At 71.1% G+C, this 22,870-nt stretch carries 20 protein-coding genes and 2 tRNA genes; 18 read left to right on the forward strand and 4 right to left on the reverse strand.

Going from position 1 to position 22,870, the window contains the following annotated elements; genetic code table 11:
* Nucleotides 1-91 precede the first annotated feature (91 nt).
* Complete coding sequence (rfbC, locus tag ACIRD8_RS00115) at nt 92-688, forward strand: dTDP-4-dehydrorhamnose 3,5-epimerase (protein WP_403984355.1); 597 nt, start codon at nt 92-94, stop codon at nt 686-688.
* Nucleotides 689-763: 75 nt separating this feature from the next.
* Here the strand turns inward: rfbC and ACIRD8_RS00120 are convergent, their stop codons facing one another.
* The gene (locus tag ACIRD8_RS00120; protein ID WP_403984356.1) at nt 764-2,188 is read right to left on the reverse strand and encodes a polysaccharide pyruvyl transferase family protein; all 1,425 of its coding nucleotides are present in this window, start codon (nt 2,186-2,188) and stop codon (nt 764-766) included.
* A gap of 294 nt (nt 2,189-2,482) precedes the next feature.
* Here ACIRD8_RS00120 and proB point away from each other — a divergent pair, with 294 nt between their 5' ends.
* From proB to ACIRD8_RS00145, 5 genes are all read left to right on the forward strand, one after another.
* A complete protein-coding gene (gene proB, locus ACIRD8_RS00125) occupies nt 2,483-3,601 on the forward strand; it encodes a glutamate 5-kinase (RefSeq protein ID WP_403984358.1) in 1,119 nt (372 codons plus the stop codon).
* A gap of 130 nt (nt 3,602-3,731) precedes the next feature.
* Nucleotides 3,732-4,217, forward strand: a complete 486-nt coding sequence (locus ACIRD8_RS00130) for a hypothetical protein (protein WP_403984360.1) — start codon at nt 3,732-3,734, stop codon at nt 4,215-4,217.
* Between the two features lie 97 nt (nt 4,218-4,314).
* The gene (locus ACIRD8_RS00135) at nt 4,315-5,598 is read left to right on the forward strand and encodes a glutamate-5-semialdehyde dehydrogenase (protein WP_403984362.1); all 1,284 of its coding nucleotides are present in this window, start codon (nt 4,315-4,317) and stop codon (nt 5,596-5,598) included.
* Between the two features lie 76 nt (nt 5,599-5,674).
* Nucleotides 5,675-6,274 carry a hypothetical protein gene (locus tag ACIRD8_RS00140; RefSeq protein WP_403984364.1) on the forward strand — a complete coding sequence of 200 codons (600 nt, stop codon included), beginning with the start codon at nt 5,675-5,677 and terminating at the stop codon, nt 6,272-6,274.
* A 349-nt stretch (nt 6,275-6,623) separates the two neighbouring features.
* Complete coding sequence (locus ACIRD8_RS00145) at nt 6,624-7,745, forward strand: hypothetical protein (protein ID WP_403984366.1); 1,122 nt, start codon at nt 6,624-6,626, stop codon at nt 7,743-7,745.
* Here ACIRD8_RS00145 and ACIRD8_RS00150 read toward each other — a convergent pair.
* On the reverse strand, nt 7,678-8,820 hold the full coding sequence (locus tag ACIRD8_RS00150; RefSeq protein WP_403984368.1) for a M48 family metallopeptidase: 1,143 nt from the start codon (nt 8,818-8,820) through the stop codon (nt 7,678-7,680). The genes ACIRD8_RS00145 and ACIRD8_RS00150 overlap by 68 nt on opposite strands.
* Nucleotides 8,821-8,931: 111 nt before the next feature.
* Here ACIRD8_RS00150 and ACIRD8_RS00155 point away from each other — a divergent pair, with 111 nt between their 5' ends.
* The 9 genes from ACIRD8_RS00155 (at nt 8,932) to ACIRD8_RS00195 (ending at nt 13,969) form a co-directional block, all read left to right on the forward strand.
* Nucleotides 8,932-9,084, forward strand: coding sequence for a hypothetical protein (locus ACIRD8_RS00155; RefSeq protein WP_403984370.1), 153 nt, complete (start codon nt 8,932-8,934; stop codon nt 9,082-9,084).
* Between the two features lie 84 nt (nt 9,085-9,168).
* Nucleotides 9,169-9,330: a hypothetical protein gene (locus ACIRD8_RS00160; protein ID WP_403984372.1), complete on the forward strand. Its 162-nt coding sequence runs from the start codon at nt 9,169-9,171 to the stop codon at nt 9,328-9,330.
* Between the two features lie 38 nt (nt 9,331-9,368).
* Nucleotides 9,369-9,986, forward strand: a complete 618-nt coding sequence (gene nadD, locus ACIRD8_RS00165) for a nicotinate-nucleotide adenylyltransferase (RefSeq protein ID WP_403984374.1) — start codon at nt 9,369-9,371, stop codon at nt 9,984-9,986.
* Nucleotides 9,987-10,005: 19 nt separating this feature from the next.
* Nucleotides 10,006-11,736 carry an LCP family protein gene (locus tag ACIRD8_RS00170; protein WP_403984376.1) on the forward strand — a complete coding sequence of 577 codons (1,731 nt, stop codon included), beginning with the start codon at nt 10,006-10,008 and terminating at the stop codon, nt 11,734-11,736.
* Nucleotides 11,737-11,796: 60 nt separating this feature from the next.
* Nucleotides 11,797-12,228, forward strand: coding sequence for a ribosome silencing factor (rsfS, locus tag ACIRD8_RS00175; protein ID WP_099172529.1), 432 nt, complete (start codon nt 11,797-11,799; stop codon nt 12,226-12,228).
* A complete protein-coding gene (locus ACIRD8_RS00180; RefSeq protein WP_362935924.1) occupies nt 12,225-12,878 on the forward strand; it encodes a histidine phosphatase family protein in 654 nt (217 codons plus the stop codon). The genes rsfS and ACIRD8_RS00180 overlap by 4 nt, the downstream gene beginning before the upstream one ends.
* Before the next feature lie 116 nt (nt 12,879-12,994).
* Nucleotides 12,995-13,067 (forward strand) — tRNA-Ala (locus tag ACIRD8_RS00185).
* 454 nt (nt 13,068-13,521) lie between these two features.
* A complete protein-coding gene (locus tag ACIRD8_RS00190; protein ID WP_033305681.1) occupies nt 13,522-13,755 on the forward strand; it encodes a hypothetical protein in 234 nt (77 codons plus the stop codon).
* Between the two features lie 141 nt (nt 13,756-13,896).
* Nucleotides 13,897-13,969 (forward strand) — tRNA-Ala (locus tag ACIRD8_RS00195).
* Between the two features lie 107 nt (nt 13,970-14,076).
* On the opposite strand, the gene ACIRD8_RS00200 is transcribed toward ACIRD8_RS00195, so the two are convergent.
* Nucleotides 14,077-15,651, reverse strand: a complete 1,575-nt coding sequence (locus ACIRD8_RS00200; protein WP_403984378.1) for an NADH-ubiquinone oxidoreductase-F iron-sulfur binding region domain-containing protein — start codon at nt 15,649-15,651, stop codon at nt 14,077-14,079.
* Nucleotides 15,648-16,895 (reverse strand): hypothetical protein, encoded by a 1,248-nt coding sequence (locus ACIRD8_RS00205; protein WP_403984380.1) that lies wholly within the window; start codon nt 16,893-16,895, stop codon nt 15,648-15,650. Before ACIRD8_RS00205 ends, ACIRD8_RS00200 begins: the two co-directional genes overlap by 4 nt.
* A gap of 466 nt (nt 16,896-17,361) precedes the next feature.
* Here ACIRD8_RS00205 and leuS point away from each other — a divergent pair, with 466 nt between their 5' ends.
* From leuS to ACIRD8_RS00220, 3 genes are all read left to right on the forward strand, one after another.
* On the forward strand, nt 17,362-20,235 hold the full coding sequence (gene leuS, locus ACIRD8_RS00210; protein ID WP_403984382.1) for a leucine--tRNA ligase: 2,874 nt from the start codon (nt 17,362-17,364) through the stop codon (nt 20,233-20,235).
* A gap of 143 nt (nt 20,236-20,378) precedes the next feature.
* Nucleotides 20,379-21,071, forward strand: coding sequence for a hypothetical protein (locus ACIRD8_RS00215; RefSeq protein ID WP_403984384.1), 693 nt, complete (start codon nt 20,379-20,381; stop codon nt 21,069-21,071).
* A 180-nt stretch (nt 21,072-21,251) separates the two neighbouring features.
* A complete protein-coding gene (locus ACIRD8_RS00220; RefSeq protein WP_403984385.1) occupies nt 21,252-22,097 on the forward strand; it encodes a DegV family protein in 846 nt (281 codons plus the stop codon).
* Nucleotides 22,098-22,870: the final 773 nt, after the last annotated feature.

Raw genomic sequence — 22,870 nt, forward strand, 5'->3', positions numbered from 1 at the left:
CCGTCCGCCCGGACCACGGGCCGGCCTCCGGCCGCCTGGCGGGCGTGCCCCGGAAGCGTGTTCAAGCCAGTTGAGAAAGAAGCAGAAAAGTATGCGACCTCTGTCCATCGAAGGCGCCTGGGTTCACGAGCCGAAGGTGTTCCCCGACGACCGCGGCAGCTTCCACGAGTGGTTCCGCGGCGCCGATTTCCGTACTGCGACGGGCCAGGACCTCAGCCTCGTCCAGGCCAACTGCTCGGTGTCCAAGCGCGGCACCCTGCGCGGCATCCACTACGCGGATGTGCCGCCGAGCCAGGCGAAGTACGTCAAGTGCGTCCGGGGCGCGGTCCTCGACGTCATCGTCGACATCCGTGTCGGCTCCCCGACGTACAAGCAGTGGGAGATCGTGCGGCTCGACGACGTGGACCATCACGCCGCGTACCTCTCCGAAGGGCTGGGGCACGCGTTCTTCGCCCTGAGCGACGACGCCACCGTGGTGTACCTCTGCTCCGAGGGTTACGCACCCGAGCGTGAGCACGGCATCAACCCGCTCGACCCCGACCTCGCGGTCGCCTGGCCCGAGGACATCGCCCCGCTGCTCTCCCCGAAGGACGAACAGGCCCCGACACTGGCCGAGGCGGAGCAGCAGGGGCTGCTGCCCCGTTACGAGGACTGCGTCTCCTTCCGGGGAGAACTGCGCGCCCGCTGACCCGGAGACGGGTCCGCGCGTGCCCCCGGGCCCAGGCCTGGGGACACGCGCGGAAGGCGGCGGACGTACTCCCCGCTACTCCGGGCGCAGCAGCCTGCGGACCGGGCGCCCCACCACACGCCTGGCACGCCGGTAGGCGGACGGCCATGTGGCGGGGCCTTCGCCGGCCTGGAGCTTGATGTTGACCGAGCGGCCGGTCTTCTTCTCCAGCTGTCCGAGCAGCAGGGCGTTCTGCGCGGTCAGCTCGTCCAGCCGGCTCTGCATGAAGCTGAAACGGCTGCTCAGCGCACCGGGGTCGGCGTCGGTCCACGGGCGGACGGCGGGCGGAAGGGCGAGCTTGGACAGCTGCGCGTCGAACGCCTTCCCGCTGTCGCCGTGGTGGAAGGTGTTCTCCAGGCCGTTCCTCTCCATGAAGCCGGTGAAGCGGAGGAAACGTTCCTTGTGGCCGTTCACCAGCTCGCTGAAGTCCGCCGCCTCGTAGAGCTCGGCGGGGTCGATGTTCTTCGGCGTCTCGGAGATCTTGCGGTGCGGAATCCCGAAGTAGCGACAGAGCTCCAGGGTCCGCGAGTCGCTGCAGAGCACGGTGCTCGGGACGCCGGCCAGCAGCGCCGCGATGTTCCCGTGGATGCGCGAACCGAACGAGAAGTCGAACGCGCGTAGCTCGTCGATCCAGGTGGCCGGGTCGACGTAGAGCCGGACCTTGCCCTCCTGGTACATCGGGTGGGACGGGTGGGTGGGCATCGAGGTCTGCGCGCCGATGGGGTTCGACGTCTCCCGCCAGTGGAGCAGCTGGGCCTCGAGGAGGTTCTGCCCGACGAACCGCAGGTGCGGATAGCGCTGGTGGGCCTGCCGGATGATGGCGTCGAGGCCGTGCGAGCGTACGGCGCTGTGCGATCCGTTCACCGAGATGCGGGATTCCGCGGTGAGCGACTCGGACTTCTTGTCGATCGTGAACGTCTCGCCGTTCATGAACATGGAGGGACAGCCGATGACCTCGACGTCCCGGAAGCCCATGTTCTTGAGGTACTGCTCGGTGAACTCGCCCCGCACGCCGATGGAGGCGCTGCGGTTGAGCACCTCGGTGACGAACTCCCTGACGGTCGGCTCCATCGCCTTCAGCCGGGTCGCGTCGTACTTGAGGTCGGCCTGCGCGCCGACGCCCAGGACGACGACGGGGATGCGCAGCTTCTTGATCAGCTGCGTCATCCGCTTCAGGGGCCGCTCGAACGTCGGGCGGAAGGCGTTCGCCAGAGGGACGACGAAGACGTCGAACTCCTCGTTTATGCGGTCGGCCGCCGATGGATCCGTGCGGATGCCGTTGGAGAAGACCTCTGCCCGTGGAGTCGTCAGAATCTTGTGCGACGCATCGCTGAAGATCAGGTTGCCCGCGTTGGTCGCGAAGACATCTCTGTCGAGGGACTGTTCGAGCGAAGCTACATCGAAGGGGCTTTTGCCCGATCTGAGGAGAATGCGCCTCTGGCGGGAGAGTTCATCTGTCACGCAATAGAGGGTAGCCCTATGAATGGCGGGTGGAGATTACGTAAATGGCTCCATTCAGGGGCATGCCGATGCGTGACCCCGAGCGGTCTGTCTCCGCAGGGACGTCTGTGCCGCGACAGCAGCTGAGACGGCACGGTGCCGGTCCCGCCCCCTCGCGTAGATTGAGGAGAACCGAGCAGGACGACGTGATGGGGACGGGCGTACGTGTCAGGGGCAAGGGAATCCGAACGAGCGGCCGCCGCGGTGCCCGAAGGCGCGCTCCGCACACCCTCCGGGGGTGAGCGCAGGCCGGGCGTGACCGATGCCCGGAGGATCGTCGTCAAGGTCGGCTCCTCCTCGCTCACCACCGCCGCAGGAGGGCTCGACGCCGACCGGGTCGACGCGCTCGTCGACGTCCTCGCCAAGGTCAGGAGCGGCGGGGAGCGCGAGATCGTCCTCGTCTCCAGCGGAGCCATCGCGGCGGGTCTCGCCCCCCTCGGACTCGTCCGCAGGCCCAAGGACCTGGCCCGCCAGCAGGCCGCGGCCAGCGTCGGCCAGGGGCTGCTCGTCGCCCGCTACACCGCGTCCTTCGCCCGTTACGGCGTCCGGGTCGGACAGGTGCTCCTGACCTCCGACGACACCAGCAGGCGCGCCCACTACCGCAACGCCTACAGCACGCTCGACCAGCTCCTGGAGATGGGCGCGTTCCCCGTCGTCAACGAGAACGACACCGTGGCCACGGACGAGATCCGGTTCGGGGACAACGACCGGCTTGCCGCGCTCGTCGCCCATCTGGTCCACGCCGACCTCCTCGTGCTCCTCTCCGACGTCGACGGCCTCTACGACGGCGACCCGAGCACGCCGGGCACCTCCCGGATCGCGGAGGTCAGCGGACCCGCCGACCTCGAAGGCGTCACCATCGGCAGCGCCGGGAAGGCCGGTGTCGGCACCGGGGGCATGGTGACCAAGGTCGAGGCCGCCCGGATCGCCACCGCCGCCGGGATCCCGGTCGTCCTCACCTCGGCGAGCCACGTCGCCGACGCCCTCGCGGGGCGCGACACCGGCACGTACTTCCACCGCACCGGGCGGCGCTCGGCCGACCGGCTGCTCTGGCTGGCCCATGCCTCCACCCCGCAGGGCGCCCTCACGCTCGACGACGGAGCCGTGCGTGCCGTCGTCGAGCGCCGTACGTCCCTGCTGCCCGCCGGGATCTCCGCGGTCGAGGGCGAGTTCTCCGCGGGGGACCCGGTCGAACTGCGCGACCCCGCGGGCCGCGCCGTCGCCCGCGGGCTCGTCAACTTCGACGCCAAGGAGATCCCCCAGCTGCTCGGCCGGTCCACCCGCGATCTCGCGCGCGAGCTGGGCCCCGCCTACGAGCGGGAAGTCGTACACAGGGACGATCTCGTCGTCCTCACGCCCCGCCCGGCCCCCTGAAACGGCTGAAAGTCCAGCCTTCGGGCGGAGACCTTCACGAAAACCGCCCCACACCCGGCCCCGGGCTGGTCAACTTTGTCACGGGGGCACAGAGGGGTCAGCACAGCTACACATTCACAGGAGGCCGCCGGTGAGACGAGCGCGCCCGGGGGCGCTGCCCCGCGGAACGGGCAGCCGTGCCCTGAGCAGCGTCGGGGCGGGAGCCGACTTCGTCGGCACGCCCGCCGACCAGACCACCGATCAGGAACCGGTGGTGAAGGACGAGGAACTGACCCGCTCCAAGCTGTGGCACATCACGCTCAGCGTCTCCGGCAGCGAGACACCGCTGAAGGAGGTCAGACGCGGGCTTGAGCAGCTGGCGCACGACCACCCGTTCCTGCTGACCAGCCGGTATGCCAACGACCACGCGGAGATCCGCTACTGGGAAGAGGCCCGGGACCTCCACGACGCCGCGGCGGTCGCGCTGCGGCTGTGGGGCGAACACCGGTCGAGCGCGAGGCTCCCGCCCTGGGAGATCGTCGGCCTGGAGGTCATCGACCGGGAGACGTACCACCTGCGTATCGCCGAGGGCTACGGACCGCCGCCGGCCGCCCCCGTCGGGGTGCACCCGTACTGACGGGGCGTTCCGGACCGGGTGCACCGGCACCGATACGCCTGTCTCGCATCACGGGATACGTGACGGATGCCCGCAGCGTGCGCATTACCCTGCGGGCATGACCACGCTTTCGCCGTACGACAACATGTCCCCGGTCGCCCAGGCCGCCTACCGGGCACGCGCCGCCGCCGACGACATCGCGCCACTCCCGCGCGCGGCGAAGGACGACGCCCTGCTGGCGATCGCGGACGCGCTCGAGGTGCGCACCGGCGAGATCGTCGAGGCCAACGCCGAGGACGTCGCGAAGGCCAGGGAAGCCGGGACGAGCGAGTCGGTCGTCGACCGGCTCACCCTCACCCCGGAACGCATCCGCGCCATCGCCGCGGACGCGCGTGACGTGGCGGCACTGCCCGACCCGGTCGGCGAAGTGGTCCGGGGCTCCACCCTCCCCAACGGCATCGACCTGCGCCAGGTGCGGGTGCCCCTCGGGGTGGTCGGCATCATCTACGAGGCCCGGCCCAACGTGACGGTCGACGCCGCCGCGCTCTGCCTGAAGTCGGGGAACGCGGTGCTGCTGCGTGGTTCCTCGTCGGCGTACGCCTCGAACACCGCTCTCGTGCGGGTGCTCCGTGACGCGGTGGGCGGGTCCGGGCTCCCGGCTGACGCGGTGCAGCTCGTCCCCGGCGAGAACCGCGACTCGGTGCGCGAGCTGATGCGGGCCCGCGGCCTCGTCGACGTACTCATCCCGCGCGGCGGGGCCTCCCTGATCCGCACGGTCGTGGAGGAGTCGACGGTCCCCGTCATCGAGACGGGCACAGGCAACTGCCATGTGTACGTCGACGCGCAGACCGACCTCGCCATGGCCGTCGAGATCCTGGTCAACTCCAAGGCGCAGCGGCCGAGCGTCTGCAACGCCGCCGAGACCCTCCTGGTCCACAAGGACATCGCCGCGGACTTCCTGCCCCTCGCCCTGGACGCTCTCGCGGAGGCCGGGGTCACGGTGCACGGCGACGAGCGGGTGCTCGCATACGCCGAGGGGTCCAAGGCGACCGTCGTGGCGGCGACCCCCGAGGACTGGGAGACCGAATACCTCTCGTACGACATCGCGGCTGCGGTCGTGGAGTCGCTGGAATCCGCCGTGGCGCACATCCGGCTCTGGTCCTCCGGCCACACCGAGGCGATCGTCACCACTTCGCAGGCGGCGGCCCGCCGGTTCACCCAGTTGGTGGATTCCACGACGGTCGCCGTGAACGCGTCCACGCGCTTCACGGACGGCGGCCAGTTCGGATTCGGCGCCGAGATCGGCATCTCCACGCAGAAGCTGCACGCCCGTGGGCCGATGGGGCTGCCGGAGCTGACGTCGACGAAGTACATCGTCACCGGCGACGGCCACATCCGTTAGCCCGGCGGCGCCCGGCGGGGCGGGTCAATATGCGGGCTCCCTGCCCAAATCGCCCCGCCGCGGCTACGCTGAAGCTGTGCCGGACGACGTGGGGGGCAGGCCGTTCCCGGACGGCTGGGAGCCCGACGACGACCGCGGGGGCGCGGACGAGGACTTCGCCTCCGTGGTGTTCGACGAGGACTTCGTCCGGTCCGCCGAGATCCACGAACCCACCGCGGTGGAGCGTCTGCTGGCCGCCGCGCAGGCCCGCGCCGAGGCCGAGGCGAGCAGGGCGCGTTCGGGCGGCGGAACCCTGGACGACGACCTCTACGACGACGGTTACGGCCCGGACGGCGTGTACGGCCGCCAGAGGGCCTTCGGCGACTCCTACGACCCCGATGACCCGGATGGCCTCTACGACGACGAGGACGGCCCATACGGGCGTCACGGCGGCTCCCTGCGTCCTTACCGGGGCACGGCTCGCTGGCACCGGCCCGTGGCCTGGCTGCTCGCCCTGCTGATGGGGATCGGGATGGTCGCGCTGGCCTTCAGCGCCGTGTACCGCGGCGCCGCGGCCGGCCGGCAGGACCAGGTGCCGCCTCCGGCGACCAGCGGTGTCGACAAGCCGGGCGTGGCTCCCTCCGCCTCGGCCGACTACACCCGCCCCGCGGTGTCAGCCGTTCCCCGTACCCCTTGAGCCGGGCCGCGTGACCTCCGGGCGCTCCGGGGGCCCCTCCCGTCCCGCCCTCCCCCTCCCCGCCCCCGCCCTCCCGTCCCCCCGTCCTCCCGTGGGCCGCCCTCCCGGCGGCGCTCCACCTGCGCTCCCACCTGCGCGGCGTTTACCTTGATGGGGATCGACCCAATCTGAAGGTATGACTTTGCGCCCCCTCCTCCCGTCCCCGTCCCCGGGAAGAGGGCCAGCCACTTGTCCATGTGTCGAAATGCCCATGTGTCGAACCCGTGACGGACAGGTCCGCCCGATGCCCAGCGGCTGAGGCGGATCCCAGCGCCAGCCCCCGCCGGTGGCGCGGAGATCGGGAGAAGTCATGACAGGCCGTGGAGAACCGCCGGAAGGGCCGCCCGAGAACCCCTCGGGAGGGGAGGACGAGTACCGCTCACTCGTCTTCGACGAATCGTTCGTCCGCGCTGCCCGGCTGCAGGAGTTCTCTGCCCAGGAGCGCATGGGCGACCACGCGCGGGCCGTACGCTCCCTCCCCGGCCGTCCCACCCGCCGGCACCGCTCCCGGGCGGGCATCGCTCTCGTCGTGCTGATCGCACTGGCCTTCGCCACCGCCGTCTACATGGGCTTCCGCAACCCCTACCCGACGCCCGTCGGCAGACGTGCCGAACCGCTCCGGACCACGGTGATCCCCCTCGCTCCCCGCAGCCCCGTACCCGGAGGGACCGCCGAGTCGCTCCTCGCCGACGGCCCGGCCGCTGAGCACCGCACGGGCGCCTCCGGCATCAACCTCCCCCCGGTCCGGCGGACGCAGAACTTCTCGGACAGCCAGGTGACCATCGCCCTGACCACGGCCAAGGACTACCTGGTGGGCTCCTCCCTCGATCCCGACGTGCTCACCGCCGGGGTCGTCCGGCCGGTCGGGCGGCTGCTCGACCCGGACCAGACGGCGCAGTTCGACCGGAGCATGGACTCACCGGCGGACGACGGCGAGCACAGCGCGACCGGCTGGCTGGTGCGCTTCGACCCGGCCGAGGTGGAACTGGCCGACACCGACGTCCGGGTCCACGGCACCCTCTCCTACACGGAGGCGGGGGCGGACACCCTGGAGGTGGTGTCCGACCACACCTTCACGTATGCGCTGAGGCCCGCCGTGTCCGGCCCCCACCGGGCCGACGGAGCCTCGCTGTTCACCGTGCGCCGTGTCCTGCATTTCCTGCTCGACCGGGAGGACATCCGGCTGCACCGGCTGGAGGTCCGCAGCGCCTACGTCCAGGCCGGTCCGCAGTCGTGCTCGGCCGATACGACGGGGACCCTCCGCCCGCTGCTCGCGGGCGAGCGGGCGGACACCCGGGGCCCGGCCGGCACCGACCCCTACGCCACCGGGGTGCCCGCCGCGACGCTCTGCGGCACGCTGGCCGTCAGCTCCCCGCCCCAGGACCCTCCTCAGGGTCCGGACGCCGCCAGGTCCCCTCGGAGCCGTCCGTAGCGTCCGGGTCCGGGGCGCCGCCCTTGCCCGCACCCCCGCCCGCGTTCCCGCCGGCCGCGCCCGTGAACTTGTCCCGGAGCCTGCCCCCCAGGTCGCCCGCGCCGCCCGCGATGTCACCGACGAGCTTCATCAGGGGGTCCTTGCTGGTGCGCACCGTGTCGGCGTAGTGCGACGCGGACTCACGGAAGGAGTCCGTCACCGAGGTGTCCTTGTCCTCGTCCCGCTTGGGGTAGTGGCCGTCCATGATGCGCTGGAAGTCCCGCGTCTCCGACCACTTCTTCAACTCGGCCGCCCGGACCGTGGTGAACGGATGCGTGCGGGGCAGCACATTGAGGATCTTGAGCACGGAGTCGCGGAGGTCGCCGCCCTTCTCGTACTCGTCGGCCTGGGCGAGGAAGGCGTCCACATTCATCTCGTGGAGATGATTGCCACCGGCGATCTTCATCAGCCCGCGCATCGAGGCCCGCAGGTCCTGTCCCACCAGCAGCCCCGCGCGGTCCGCGGACAGCTCCGACTTGCGGAACCACTCGCGCAGCGCCGTCACGATCGCCATGATCGCGACGTTGCCGAGCGGGATCCACGCGACCTTGAGCGCGAGATTGGTGAGGAAGAGCAATATCGTGCGGTACACCGCGTGACCGGAGAGGGCATGGCCCACCTCGTGGCCGACCACGGCCCGCATCTCCTCCTCGTCGAGCAGCTCCACCAGCCCCGTCGTCACCACGATGATCGGCTCGTCGAGGCCGATACACATGGCGTTCGGCTGCGGGTCCTGGTTCACGTACATCGGCGGGACCTTCTTGAGGTCCAGGATGTAACAGGCGTCCCGCAGCATGTCGTTGAGATGCGCGAACTGGGCGTCGCTCACCCGGACGGAGTCCGACAGGAAGAGCAGCCGCAGACTGCGCTCGGGCAGCAGACCGCTCAGCGCCTTGAACACGGTGTCGAAACCGCTCAGCTTGCGCAGGGCCACCAGGGCCGAGCGGTCCGCCGGATGCTCGTAGGCGCGCGAGGAGATGTCCGGGAATCGCTTGCGGTGCCTGCTCGGCACGCTCTCGTGACTGCTGTCGGTCATGGATGGCCCCCTGTTCGTACGAGACGTTGCTCGTCCCCCTGGCAAAAGCCAGCGTATGCGCTGGCGCTACGGTGTGCGGGGGGCTGTGGATAACTTTGAGGAGCGCCCGGAATGCCGCATACCGCCTTCATGCTCGCCGCCGTGTCCGAGGACCAGGGGCCGGGCAACACACTCCGCGTCGTGCTGCTCGTCTCGCTCGTCGGAGCCGCCCTGCTCGCCTGGTTCCTGCTTCGTGGATACCGCAACGACGACAACAACGACTGAGTCGGCGTGAGCGTGCCCGTGGCGCCCGCATACGATGTGCGCGACGTCTCCCTCCTGATTCCCGATGGATAGGTCCTGCAGAAGATGAGCCTCTCGAGCACCGCGCACCAGCTGGTCACCCTCGCCGCCGAAGGCGAGCAGGGTGGTAACCACGAAAGCCTCAGCCCGTACCTCACCGGTGGCGGCGCGCTCTTCGTGCTGCTGCTCCTGCTGTGGATCACCACCCGCTTCAACCGAGACCGCTGAGGCAGAGGCGAACAGCTGTGCCAGTAGGGTCTGCACGCATGGGAGAGCAGGAAGTGCCTACCGGCCGCGGCAAGCGCCGAATCGGCGTGATGGGCGGAACATTCGACCCGATCCACCACGGACACCTGGTGGCGGCCAGCGAAGTGGCCGCCCACTTCCACCTCGACGAGGTCGTCTTCGTCCCGACCGGACAGCCCTGGCAGAAGAGCCACAAACAGGTCTCGCCGGCCGAGGACCGCTATCTGATGACGGTCATCGCGACGGCTTCCAACCCGCAGTTCTCGGTCAGCCGCAGTGACATCGACCGCGGCGGGCCGACGTACACGATCGATACGCTGCGGGACCTGCGCGCGGTCCACGGCGACGCGGACCTCTTCTTCATCACCGGCGCCGACGCCCTGTCCCAGATCCTGACCTGGCGCGACGCGGAGGAGCTGTTCTCGCTCTCCCACTTCATCGGTGTGACCCGGCCGGGTCATCTGCTGACGGACGACGGGCTGCCCAAGGGCGGGGTCTCGCTGGTGGAGGTGCCCGCGCTGGCGATCTCGTCCACGGACTGCCGTGACAGGGTCGCGCAGGGGGAGCCGGTCTGGTACCTGGTGCCGGACGGCGTCGTCCGCTACATCGACAAGCGCCAGCTGTACCGCGGCGAATGAGCCACGGAGAGGGGCACCTGTGAACGACCGACACAACCCGTACGACCCGTACCAGCAGCCGCAGATCATCGGCTACGACGAGTACGGGCAGCCGGTCTATCAGCAGCAGGGGCAGCAGCAGTACGACCCGTACGCCCAGCAGCCCCAGCAGCCTCAGCAGTCCCAGCAGGACGGGCAGGCGCAGCAGGGCTACGGCTACGACCCGTATGCCGGCGCGCAGCAGCAGTACGACCCGTACGCCGCCCAGCCCACCCAGCAGCAGGCTCAGCCGACGCAGCAGGGCTACGGCTACGACGACGGCGGCGGCTACGGCGCATACGGCTACGACACGGGCCAACAGCCCGCCGTGGACGACTCCACCCAGCAGTGGAACGCGCCCCAGGCCCCCGCCGCGCCGGCTGCCCCGCCCCCGTTCCCCGAGCAGCGGCGGGAACCCGAACCGGTGGCGGACCCCGCCGTTCCCGGGCAGCGCCGTGCCGACCGCGACTACCGCACCGAGCAGTTCTCCTTCATCGAGGAGCCCGACGAGGACTCCGAAGATGTCATCGACTGGCTGAAATTCACCGAGAGCCGCAGCGAGCGGCGCGAGGAGGCACGCCGGCGCGGGCGCAACCGGATGGTCGCGCTCATAGTCGTGGTGGCCCTCATGGTCGTCGGCGGGGCCGGCTACCTCTGGTCCGCCGGAAAGATCCCGGGACTGTCCGGCGAGGACGAGCAGAGCACCACGGCGACGGGCCCGCAGAAGCGCGACGTCATCGTCGTCCACCTGCACAACACCAAGAAGGGCGGCACCTCGACGGCGCTGCTCGTCGACAACGTCACCACCGGGCAGGGCACCACCGTCCTGCTCCCCAACTCGCTGGCCGTGGCCGCGGAGGACGGGTCCACCACCACGCTCGGCAAGTCCGTCGACGACGACGGGTCCACCGGCACCCGTGAGGCGATCGACACCCTGCTCGGCACCAGCATCAGCGGCACCTGGCGCCTGGACACCCCGTACCTCGAGAACCTCGTCGAGCTCGTGGGCAACATCGAGGTCGACACCGACACCGCTGTGCCCGACTCGAAGAAGGGCGCGGCGCCCCTGGTGAACAAGGGGGAGGCGCAGACGCTGAGCGGCCCGATGGCCGTCGCGTACGCCACCTACCAGGGTGAGGGCGAGCCGGAGGCCAAGCAGCTGACGCGCTTCGGTGAGGTCATGCGGAGCGTGCTGCGCAAGCTTTCGGAGGACCCCAAGGCCGCGACCGTCACCATCGAGACCCTCGCGCAGATCCTCGACCCGTCCCTGCCGGAGCAGGACCTGGGCGCCTCGCTGGCGAAGCTCGCCGGGCACGCCAAGGTGGGCGACTACAAGACGGAGCTGCTCCCGGTCCAGAGCGACGGAACTCTCACCGAGAAGGCGACCGAGGACGTCGTGAAGGACGTCCTGGGCGGCAAGGTGAAGGCCCCGGACCAGGGTGCGGCGGTACGCGTGGGCATCAAGAACGCCACGGGGAACACGAAGGGCACGGAGTACGCCAGGGTTCAGCTCGTCAACGGCGGCTACGCCTTCGTCGACAGCGGCAAGGCGGACACCCTCGTGTCGTCCGAGGTGCTCTACGGAGCCGCGGAGGACAAGGCGAAGGCGGTCGAGGTCGCCAAGACCCTGGGCCTGCCGGACAGCGCGGTGAAGAAGGGCAAGCCCGCCGCGAACGCCGATGTGTCCGTCGCCCTCGGACAGGACTACAAGATCCCCGAGCAGACGTCGTAAGGGCTGTCGGCGGTCCGTGAGACCCTAGAGGTCGATCTGACCGCCGACGAAAGCCTGCATGTGACCGCCACGGACCGCTCCATCGAGCTCATCAACGCCGCCGCCCAGGCGGCGGCCGACCGGCTCGCGCACGACATCATCGCCTACGACGTCAGCGACGTGCTGTCGATCACCGACGCCTTCCTGCTGGCCTCGGCTCCCAACGACCGCCAGGTCAAGTCGATCGTCGACGAGATCGAGGAGCGGCTGCAGAAGGAGCTCGGCGCCAAGCCGGTGCGCCGCGAGGGCGACCGCGACGCCCGCTGGATCCTCCTCGACTACGTCGACATCGTGATCCACGTCCAGCACAGCGAGGAGCGCGTGTTCTACGCGCTCGAGCGCTTGTGGAAGGACTGCCCCGAGATCGCCCTCCCCGAGGACGCGCTCAAGACCCGGGGCAAGGCCGAGGAGCACGCCCAGCTCAACGGCGGCACGGAAGGTGACCAGAGCTGAACGGCAGCAGCAGCGGCAGGGGCCGCAAGATCGTCCTCTGGCGGCACGGCCAGACGGCGTGGAACCTGGAGCGCCGTTTCCAGGGCTCCACGGACATCGAGCTGACCGAGACCGGGGTGGGCCAGGCCCGCCGCGCCGCCAGGCTGCTCGCCTCGCTGCAGCCGGACGCGATCGTGGCGTCCGACCTGCGGCGGGCGGCGGCCACGGCCGCCGAGCTCGCCTCGGTCACCGGCCTCGACGTCGCACACGATTCCGCCCTGCGCGAGACGTACGCGGGCGCCTGGCAGGGGCTCACGCACGAGGAGATCGTCGGGCAGTACGGCGAGCAGTACGCCGCGTGGAAGCGCGGCGAGCCGGTCCGCAGGGGCGGCGGTGAGCTGGAGACCGAGGTCGCCGACCGCGCCGCACCCGTGGTCCTGGAGCACGCCGGCAAGCTGCCCGACGCGGGCACGCTCGTCGTCGTGAGCCACGGCGGCACCATCAGGACGACCATCGGCCGGCTGCTCGGTCTCGAGGCCCACCACTGGGAGGGGCTCGGCGGGCTTTCCAACTGCTGCTGGTCCGTGCTGGGTGAGGGCGCGCGCGGCTGGCGCCTGCTCGAGCACAACGCCGGGACGCTCCCCGAACCCGTGCTCGGCGACGACGATTAGCGAGTGCCCGGAAGCACTCTCCGGGCGGCGGGGGCCGGATTTCACTTTCCGGCTGGTCGCAGGCTAAAGTTCTTCTTGTTCGCAGCGCGGAAACGCAGGGAAACACAGCGGACAGCGGGGCTATAGCTCAGTTGGTAGAGCGCCTGCATGGCATGCAGGAGGTCAGGAGTTCAATTCTCCTTAGCTCCACAGTCAAGATCCCGTCCCCGGCAGGGGACGGGATCTTTTTTTGCCGGTTGTCGGGATCCGGTGCGTCGGCCTGCGCCGGCCACGCCTCAACTGCCCTTGCCCGCCTGGGACAAGGGCCGGCACGGCGCTCCGGCGTCTTCTTCGCAGGTACACCGGCCGGTCCGGTGCCCTTTCTTCAGGACAAAGGCGCGCAGCGGGGCGGTCGTCGGGCTGACCCTCTTGCGGGGCCATGGCAGAATCGGAGCGCCGAAGGGGGCGACGGACCGATCGGGAGGGAGCGCGATGCCTGCGAGCCGCGTACGGGCCCCGGGCCTGCCCCTTGTCCCCACCGCGACCCACCGCTCCGGCAGTCACCGTTCCACCACTCACGGCTCCACCGCGACCGGCTCTCCTGACGCCTCGCAAGAGGGCTCCTTCGCGTGCACGGCCTGCGGCCACCCCCGGAGCTGACCGGATGGGTGCACACAGGCGGAAGTGCGACTGGTGCGGCAGCGGTACGCCGATCGTCCGGGACATGGACCCCGTCAACGCGGAGTTCCAGTACTGGTGCGAGGAGTGCGCGCGGGCGCTGATCATAAAAGGGGACCCCATCGAGACGTACAGGGAGCTCGAGGGGGAGCCCATCTACGGCCGTCTCCTCGAGGAGCACTGCACCCTCAAGCGGTTCTACTCCTTCGCCACGGCCTGACACATACCCGGAGCGACCGCTGGTCAGGGCCGTGCGCAACGGCCGTGAGCGGCCGGAGTGGAAACGATTTTTGATGGGCCGGTGGGACCGTGTAATGTTCTCGATGTCGCCAGGGAAACCGGGCGGCGAACAGCACGGCACGGGGCTATAGCTCAGTTGGTAGAGCGCCTGCATGGCATGCAGGAGGTCAGGAGTTCAATTCTCCTTAGCTCCACAGTAAAGAAGCGGGTCATCCGAATCGGATGACCCGCTTCTTGTTGTGTCCGTCACCTGTCCGGCGCCCCTGCCCGCCGCCCGGGCGTCAACCGGGCGGCGCGCGGGTCAGCCGCGCCCGCTGCCCAGGGCCCTGCGCTGGGCGCTCGGGAGCGCGGGGCGTTCGGCCGGCGCCTGTTCGATGCGGAGGGCCAGCGCGGGGCATCGCCGTACGGCACGCTGGGCCCTGCCCCGCAGGTGCATCGGAACGGCGGCGTCCGCGAGCGCCGGATAGCCGTCGGGGCCCAGCCTGATCAGCTCGGGGACGATGTCCGCGCACAGGCCGTGTCCCTGGCAGAGCGTCCAGTCCACCGCCAGCTTCTCGCCGCTCGGGATGGACTCCTCGACGTCCTCGTAACCGGGGGAGGGCAGCGGCAGCACCCCGAGCGTCTCCCGTCCGCAACCGCCGTCCAGCACGTGCGCGGCCAGGTCGTCCGTGAACGCAGACAGGGTGGATGCCAGGAAGCGGGCGGACCCGTCCGGGTGTTTGCACGCCCCGCGGCCCTTCACCGCCTGGGTCACCTCACGGAGCGCCTCCAGGGCGGCGGGGCCACCACCGTTCAGTACGTCGGAGAGGCCGCCCGCCGCGGCGGGCAGCCCCAGCTTGCACGGACCGCACTGGCCGGCGGTCTCGGCGGCCAGCCAGTTCGCGATCCGCAGCGACTCACCGATCGGGCAGGTCTCCGGCCCGATCGGCAGGATGGCGCCGGCGCCGAGCGCGCCGCCCGCCGCGGCCAGGGAGGCTCTGGAGACCATGGCGTCGTGCGTGGCGGCCGCGTCGATCCAGTTGCCGTGATAGCCACCGGTGAGCACGCCCTGGGGCAGCGGCGGGGCGCCGGCCAGCTGCAGGACGTAACGCAGGGGCACTCCGGTGGGCACCTCGATCACCATCGGGCGTGCCACGGCCCCGGAGACCGTGAGCAGGACCGTGCCGGGCTCGTCCGGCAGGCCGGTGTGCCCGTAGCGACGGGAGCCGAGCCGTGCGGCGACGGCGAGCTGTGCGTACGTCTCCGCGTTGGACAGGAGGGTCGGGGCGCCGGCCACGCCGGACTCGGCGGCGCGCTCGCGGCGGCCCGGCGGCAGGGCGGGGCCGCCGTTCACGGCCCGGATGACCGCCGAGGCCTCCCCGGAGACCATGCGCTCCGGGGTACGCACCACCCGGGCGCGGAGATGCTGTCCCCGCCGGTCGGACAGACCGCGTTCGGCGAGGGCGGCCCGCACGGAGATCTCCGTGGAGTTGCGGGTGACCGCCACGACCAGCGTGCGTGCCCCGAGCGCCTCCGCGGCGAGCAGGGCGCCGTCGAGGATGAGGTGCGGGGTGCGGTTGAGCAGCACGGTGTCCTTGCGGCAGGCGGGCTCGCCCTCACTGCCGTTGATCACGACGACCGGCCGTACCCCGCGCCGTATGGAGGCCTTCGCCACCGCGCGCAGTTTCTTCCCGAAGGGGAAGCCCGCGCCGCCACGGCCGCGCAGCGAGACGGACTCGGCCAGTTCGGCGAGCCGCTCCCCGGTCATCGGTTCGAGCGGGCCGTGCACCTTCAGGTGCATGGCGAGGTCGAGCCGTTCCACCAGGTCGAAGCCGGTGGTCAGCTGGGGAAGTCCGACGACGCGCACCTCGGGCACATCGGGGAGGGGGACGTTCACGGTCGGTCTCCTGCCGGTGCGTGCCAGGGCTCTCCTGCCGGGGGCGGGTAGAGCGGCCCCGGCAGCTGCTCGGTCTCCTGGTCGGAGACGGGGCTGGGGGGTGGGGCGTACGAGGGCCTGAGCGCCTGCGCGGGAGGCGCGGGGGACGGGGCGGGCCAGCGGCTGTCCGTCCGCTCCGGCGGTCGGCCTGAAGGCCGGGAGACGGCCCGGTACGCCGCGGAGATGCCGGGCCGGGGACCCGCCGGGGCCGGGGCCGGAACCGTGCCCGGGGTGAGCCGGTCGGAACTGCGCGGCGGGGGCTCGTACGGGGACGGCTCGTACGGGGGTGGTTCGTACTGCTGCTGTCCGTACAGCGGCCGGGTGTACGGCTGGGTCTCCTGCGGGTCGTCGTGGGCGGGCGCTCCCGGCGGTGGCGCGGAGAGGGTCCTGGGCCGGACCGGGGTGCCGAGTGCGCCGCGGTCGTCGCCCCAGCCGGGCGCGTCGGGGGGCAGTCCCCGGCCGGCCGGCGGAGGAGCGTGTTCCGGGCCGGGCGGCGGGGAAGAGCGTATGACCGGATCCGCTGCGGGAGGAGAGGCGCCCGGGCCGATCAGCTGGGTGACCAGATCGGTGAGCCGGCGTTTGGCCGGACCCGGGAGCAGGCGCAGGGCCAGGGCTGCCGCCACCGCCGTCAGGCAGAGCATGTACATCACGACGACCCAGGTCGCGGGCTGCCGGCCGGCGTACAGGCCGTGCACCAGTGCGGAGCACCAGGCCGGGTAGGCGAGCGCGTGCAGCGCGCGCCAGCGGCCGGCGATCCTGCCCGGAGTGGCGAAGGCGCTGCGCATGGCGCCGGTCGCCGCGGCGGTGATCATCAGCAGCCCGGCGAGCGAACCGAAGCCGATGAGCCCGGCCGTACCGCTCATGCCCGTGCCGAACGGTATGAGGGCGCCGAGCAGCCCGACGTGCCCGAGGGCGACCTTCACGGTGCCGTGCAGCAGGAGAAAGCCGAGTGAGGTGACGGCGGCGGCCCGGTGGATGCCCTGACAGATGAGCCGCTGACGGGTCGAGAGGAACACCCGGTCGGTGGCCAGCAGACCCCAGGCGACCGCCGCGGTGAGGGAGACCAGCGTCAGGACGCCGGTGGTGAAGTCGAACGTGGCACGCATCCCGTCGCTCCCGGCGACGGCGAGCAGCGGGATGAGAACCAGGGCCGCGACGGTCAGTCCGCCCTGTACCGGGCGGCTGATCCCTGGGCCGGTGCTCATGGAGGGGGACGAACGGATCCTGCGATGAGGCTTCATGGGGGGCGACTCCGAATGGCTCGGCAAAGCGGTCCCGTTGCCGCATGCTAGGTCGCCGTTTACCGGCCGGTACGAGGTTTGGACTGTTGCCCCGATAGGGGGCAGTACGCGGAGTAACCCCCGGAGTGTGTGGGTCGTGTGGAAGATTCGCACGGGTCGCGTGCCCTCCGGATGCGGGGGTGGCCGGACCAGGGTGACCCCTCGGCCGCATATCTGCCGGGCCGGGCGCCGGGCCCGTGCGGTACCCTGACGCCATGCGTGCCGTACGCCTTCTGCTTAGCGAGCCGCGCTGATCATTCCCGACCGGTGAGAATGCCTGGTCGGACTCGGCGCGGCGTCCCCTCCTGTGCGAGGGGATTTTTCGTTTCCGTAGACGTGTGTCCGTAGACGTGGGCGCCGGCAGATGACGATCGATGGAGCTTTGAGAATCATGAGCGAGACGAACACCGCGGCCGAGGTGGCCGCGCCGCACCGCTATACGGCAGCGATGGCCGCCGACATCGAGGCACGCTGGCAGGACTTCTGGGACGCCGAGGGGACGTACGAGGCGCCGAACCCGACCGGTGACCTGGCGGGCGACCCGGAGCTGGCCGCCAAGCCGAAGAAGTTCATCATGGACATGTTCCCGTACCCCTCGGGGTCCGGTCTGCACGTCGGTCACCCGCTGGGCTACATCGCCACCGACGTCTACGCCCGCCACCAGCGGATGACCGGGCACAACGTCCTGCACACCCTGGGCTTCGACGCCTTCGGCCTGCCCGCCGAGCAGTACGCCGTGCAGACGGGCACACACCCGCGGGCCTCCACCGAGGCCAACATGGAGAACATGAAGGTCCAGCTGCGCCGGCTGGGCCTGGGCCACGACAAGCGCCGCTCGTTCGCGACGATCGACGCGGACTACTACAGGTGGACCCAGTGGATCTTCCTGCAGATCTTCAACTCCTGGTACGACACCGAGGCCGACCGGGCCCGCCCGATCGCCGAACTGGTCGCGCAGTTCGAGAGCGGTGAGCGGCCGGTCCCCGGCGGCGGCGAGTGGGGCGCGCTGAGCGCCGCCGAGCGCGCCGACATCCTGGGGCAGTACCGCCTGGCGTACGCCTCGGACGCGCCGGTCAACTGGTCGCCCGGGCTGGGCACCGTGCTGGCCAACGAGGAGGTCACGGCCGACGGCCGCTCCGAGCGCGGCAACTTCCCGGTCTTCAAGGCCAAGCTGCGTCAGTGGAACATGCGCATCACCGCCTACGCGGACCGGCTGCTGGACGACCTGGACGGCCTGGACTGGCCCGAGGCCATCAAGCTGCAGCAGCGCAACTGGATCGGCCGCTCCGAAGGTGCGCGCGTCGGCTTCCCGGTGGACGGGGCCGGTGACATCACCGTCTTCACCACCCGTCAGGACACCCTGTTCGGCGCGACGTACATGGTGCTGGCGCCCGAGCACGAGCTGGTCGAGCGGATCATCCCCGCCGCCTGGCCCGAAGGCACCCACCCCGTGTGGACCGGCGGCCACGCGAACCCGGCCGAGGCCGTCACCGCGTACCGCAAGCAGGCCGCGGCCAAGTCCGACGTGGAGAGGCAGGCGGAGGCCAAGGACAAGACCGGTGTCTTCACCGGCGCCTACGCGACCAACCCGGTCAGCGGCGAGAAGGTGCCCGTCTTCATCGCCGACTACGTCCTGATGGGGTACGGCACCGGCGCGATCATGGCCGTACCGGCGCACGACGCGCGCGACTTCGCTTTCGCGCGCGCCTTCGAGCTGCCGATGCGCTGTGTCGTCCAGCCGTCGGACGACCGCGGGACCGATCCCTCCACGTGGGACGACGCCTTCGGCTCGTACGAGGCGAAGCTGGTCAACTCCGCCAACGACGAGATCTCGCTGGACGGCCTGGGCGTCGTCGACGCCAAGGCGAAGATCACCGAGTGGCTGCAGGCGCACGGCGTCGGCGAGGGCACCGTCAACTTCCGGCTGCGTGACTGGCTGTTCAGCCGCCAGCGCTACTGGGGCGAGCCCTTCCCGATCGTGTACGACGAGGAGGGCATCGCCCACCCGCTGCCCGAGTCGATGCTGCCGCTGGAGCTGCCCGAGGTCGAGGACTACTCGCCGCGCACCTTCGACCCGGAGGACGCCGACACCCAGCCCGAGACCCCGCTGTCCCGGAACGCCGACTGGGTCAACGTCACCCTGGACCTGGGTGACGGTGCTGGTCCGCGCAACTACCGCCGCGAGACCAACACCATGCCGAACTGGGCGGGTTCCTGCTGGTACGAGCTGCGCTACCTGGACCCGCACAACGACCAGCGGCTGGTCGACCCGGCGGTCGAGCAGTACTGGATGGGTCCGCGCGAGGGTCAGCCGACCGGCGGCGTCGACCTGTACGTCGGCGGCGCCGAGCACGCCGTGCTGCACCTGCTGTACGCCCGCTTCTGGTCGAAGGTGCTGCACGACCTGGGACACATCTCGTCCGCCGAGCCGTTCCACAAGCTGTACAACCAGGGCATGATCCAGGCCTTCGTCTACCGGGACAGCCGCGGTATCGCGGTCCCGGCCGCCGAGGTCGAGGAGCGCGACGGCGCGTACTACTACGCCGGCGAGAAGGTCAGCCGCGTCCTGGGCAAGATGGGCAAGTCCCTGAAGAACGCCGTGACGCCCGACGAGATCTGTGGTGAGTACGGGGCGGACACCCTGCGGCTGTACGAGATGGCCATGGGCCCGCTGGACGTCTCGCGTCCCTGGGACACCCGGGCCGTGGTCGGTCAGTTCCGGCTGCTGCAGCGGCTGTGGCGCAACGTCGTCGACGAGGAGACCGGTGAGGTCACCGTCGTGGACACGGAGCCCGCCGAGGACACGCTGAGGGCGCTGCACAAGGCCATCGACGGTGTCGGCCAGGACATGGCGGGGATGCGGTTCAACACCGCGATCGCCAAGGTCACGGAGCTGAACAACCACCTGACGAAGGCGGGCGGGCCGCTGTCGCGGTCGGTCGCCGAGCGGCTGGTGCTGCTGATCGCACCGCTGGCTCCGCACGTGGCGGAGGAGCTGTGGCGCCGGCTGGGCCACACCGGGTCCGTCGTGCACCAGGACTTCCCGGTCGCCGACCCGGCGTACGTCGTGGACGAGACCGTGACCTGTGTGGTGCAGATCAAGGGCAAGGTCAAGGCGCGCCTGGAGATCTCCCCCTCGATCTCGGACGAGGACCTGGAGGTGCTGGCCCTGGCCGACGAGAACGTCGTCGCCGCGCTGGGCGGGGCAGGGATCCGCAAGGTGATCGTCCGGGCACCGAAGCTGGTCAACATCGTTCCGGCGTAACGACGCCCGGGCCTTCCCTGCGGCCAGGGCTTTCCCCTACGGGCAGGTTGGGGGTTCCGGTGGAACCCTCGGCCTGCCCGTTCCGTTTACGGTAGAAGGGGCGGCCGCACTCCGGCGCCGGTCCGACAACCCGAGGGGCGTTCATGGAAGCCGTGATCCTGATCCTGACGCTGCTGTTCGTGGCCTTCATGGCGCTCGGGGTGTACGCCGGCGTGAAGACGGTGCGCGCGGCCAAGCGCGGTGTGGACCGGACGATCACGCAAGCGCGCCGCTCCGTCGAGGACACCGCCCTGCGGGCCAAGAGCTACGGCCAGCCGGGAGTGCCGGGGGAGCTTGCGCAGCTGCGGCTCACGCTGCGTACGTCGATGCGGGCCACCCAGGACGCGCTGAACGCCGCAGCGGCGGAGGACGCCTCCCTCTCGGAGTCGCTGGGGCTCTTCCAGCGGCTGAGCGCCCACGGGCGCGAGCTCGACAACGACCTCAAGCGCCTGGAACGCGAGCCTGACCGGGCGACGGTGGCCACACTTCTGCCGGGGCTGAGGGAGCGCACGGAGCGCATCACGCACTCGGCCGAATCGCTGCGCTGGGCGGCCCGTGACCGGGCCAGGCAGTTCGCCGACGACGATCTGGCCGCGCTCAACGCGCAGATCGACCTGGAGGCCGGGGCGCTGCGGCACTGGACGACCGAGGAGCCGGCGGACCCGGGCGGGGCGGCGGGGCACAGCTGGAGCGGGTCCGCCGACGAGGCGACGCCGCCATCGCTCACCCCTCCGGACCCGCGGCTTCGCACGGGCTACCCGTGGCAGAAGTCCGCCAGGCCGGAGACCACCAACTGACAGGCACGGTCGCGGCGGCGCGGCCCCCGGGCGTCGTGACCGGGAGATGTGTTCGGGCGAGTCCTGAACGGCTCCGAAAGGTCCGAGGTGAGTCAGGGATGGATGCCGGACGGGCCGGAAATGATCAGCAGACCGGTCCCGGGCTGCCGTGCCCCCGCCCCGGAAGGTAACCTCCGGCTCATGTCCCGCCATGTCGCGATCGTCACCGATTCAACGGCCTACCTGCCGCGCCAGACGATGGAACGGCACGGCATCACCGCGGTGCCGCTGACCGTCGTCCTGGGTGATCAGGCACTGGAGGAGGGCACGGAGATCTCGGCCCGGTCGCTGGCGCTGGCCCTGCAGAAGCGCCGCTCCGTGACCACGTCCCGCCCCGGCCCGGAAGTCTTCGCCGCCGCGTACCGCGCCGTCGCCGAGACGGGGGCCACCGGCATCGTCTCCCTCCATCTGTCGGCCGAGTTCTCCGGGACGTACGACGCCGCGGTGATCGCGGCGAAGGACGCTCCCGTGCCGGTGCGCGTGGTCGACACCGGCATGGTCGCCATGGCCCTGGGATTCAGTGCGCTCGCCGCGGCCGAGGCCGCCGACGCGGGGGGCGGCCTGGACGAGGTGGTCGCAGCGGCCGAGAAGCGGGCGGCGGGCACCTCGGCGTTCTTTTACGTCGACACGCTGGACTACCTGCGCAGGGGTGGGCGCATCGGCGCCGCCCAGGCGCTGCTGGGGTCGGCCCTGGCCGTCAAACCGCTTCTTCAACTCGACGGCGGGCGCATCGAGATGCTGGAGAAGGTACGGACGGCGTCCAAGGCGATCGCGCGGCTGGAGGAGATCGTCGCCGAGCGGGCCGGTACGGGCGCCGTGGACATTGCCGTCCACCACCTGGCCGCTCCGGACGGGGCCGAGCGGCTGGCGGAGCGGCTGCGGGGGAGAGTGCCGGGGCTTGTGGACCTGCACGTGAGCGAGGTGGGCGCGGTGATCGGGGCGCACACCGGGCCGGGGCTGCTGGCCGCGGTGGTCGCGCCGCGCTGAGGCTCACTCCTGCGGGTGATGCGGTTATCCACAACTGGCGAGTTATCCACCGTAATTGGGGCAGCTCGGCGGATTTCCTCGGAAGTGTCTAGCGTCCTGAGGCATGACCTTCCGATCGCTCCTCGTAGCCGGCCGTGCCTCTGACCCGCTGGGCCCCGTCGACGGCTCCACGAACCCGCCCGCGCACCCGCCTGCGGGTCTGCCCGCACACGCGGCCGGACCGGAGGGTCCGCCCGCACACGCTCCCGGGCCGGCGGGTCCGCCCGCGTCCCCAGCCAGTCCCACCGATCTGCCCGCGCACGCAGCCATGGACCCGCCCACGCCCGCACCGACGCATCGGGGCACGCACCGCGCCGCACGTCGCGTGTCCCACAGGTCCCGCCCGGCCGGTCGGGACCGGAGCAGCCCCGGTGTCCGACCCGGTGGCGCGGCCGGCACCTCGCCCGGCACCGCGTCCGGCGCGCGTCGTGGGCGTCGACGGCGGACCGCGCGAGGGACGGACACCGAGATCGCGGCGGCCTCGCGGCTCCGCGCGGACGCGCTCCTGGCCGCCGACCGGACGGCGACGACTCGTGCGACCGGCCCGGCGCGTGCCGCAGCCACGGCGGTGGGCTCGGCTACGGCGCTGCCCGGCGGGCCGCCGGGGAGCACCCGCGCGGCACCTTCCTGGGCGGTTGCCGCGCCGCCGGGCCCGGCGCCCGATGCGAGTGCCGCGGCAGCGCCGCCTGTGGACCCCGCACCGCCGCGCCACGGAACGCTTGACGGCGCCGCCG

Source organism: Streptomyces sp. NPDC102451 (genome assembly GCF_044765485.1).
In the GTDB taxonomy this organism is placed as follows: Bacteria; Actinomycetota; Actinomycetes; order Streptomycetales; family Streptomycetaceae; genus Streptomyces.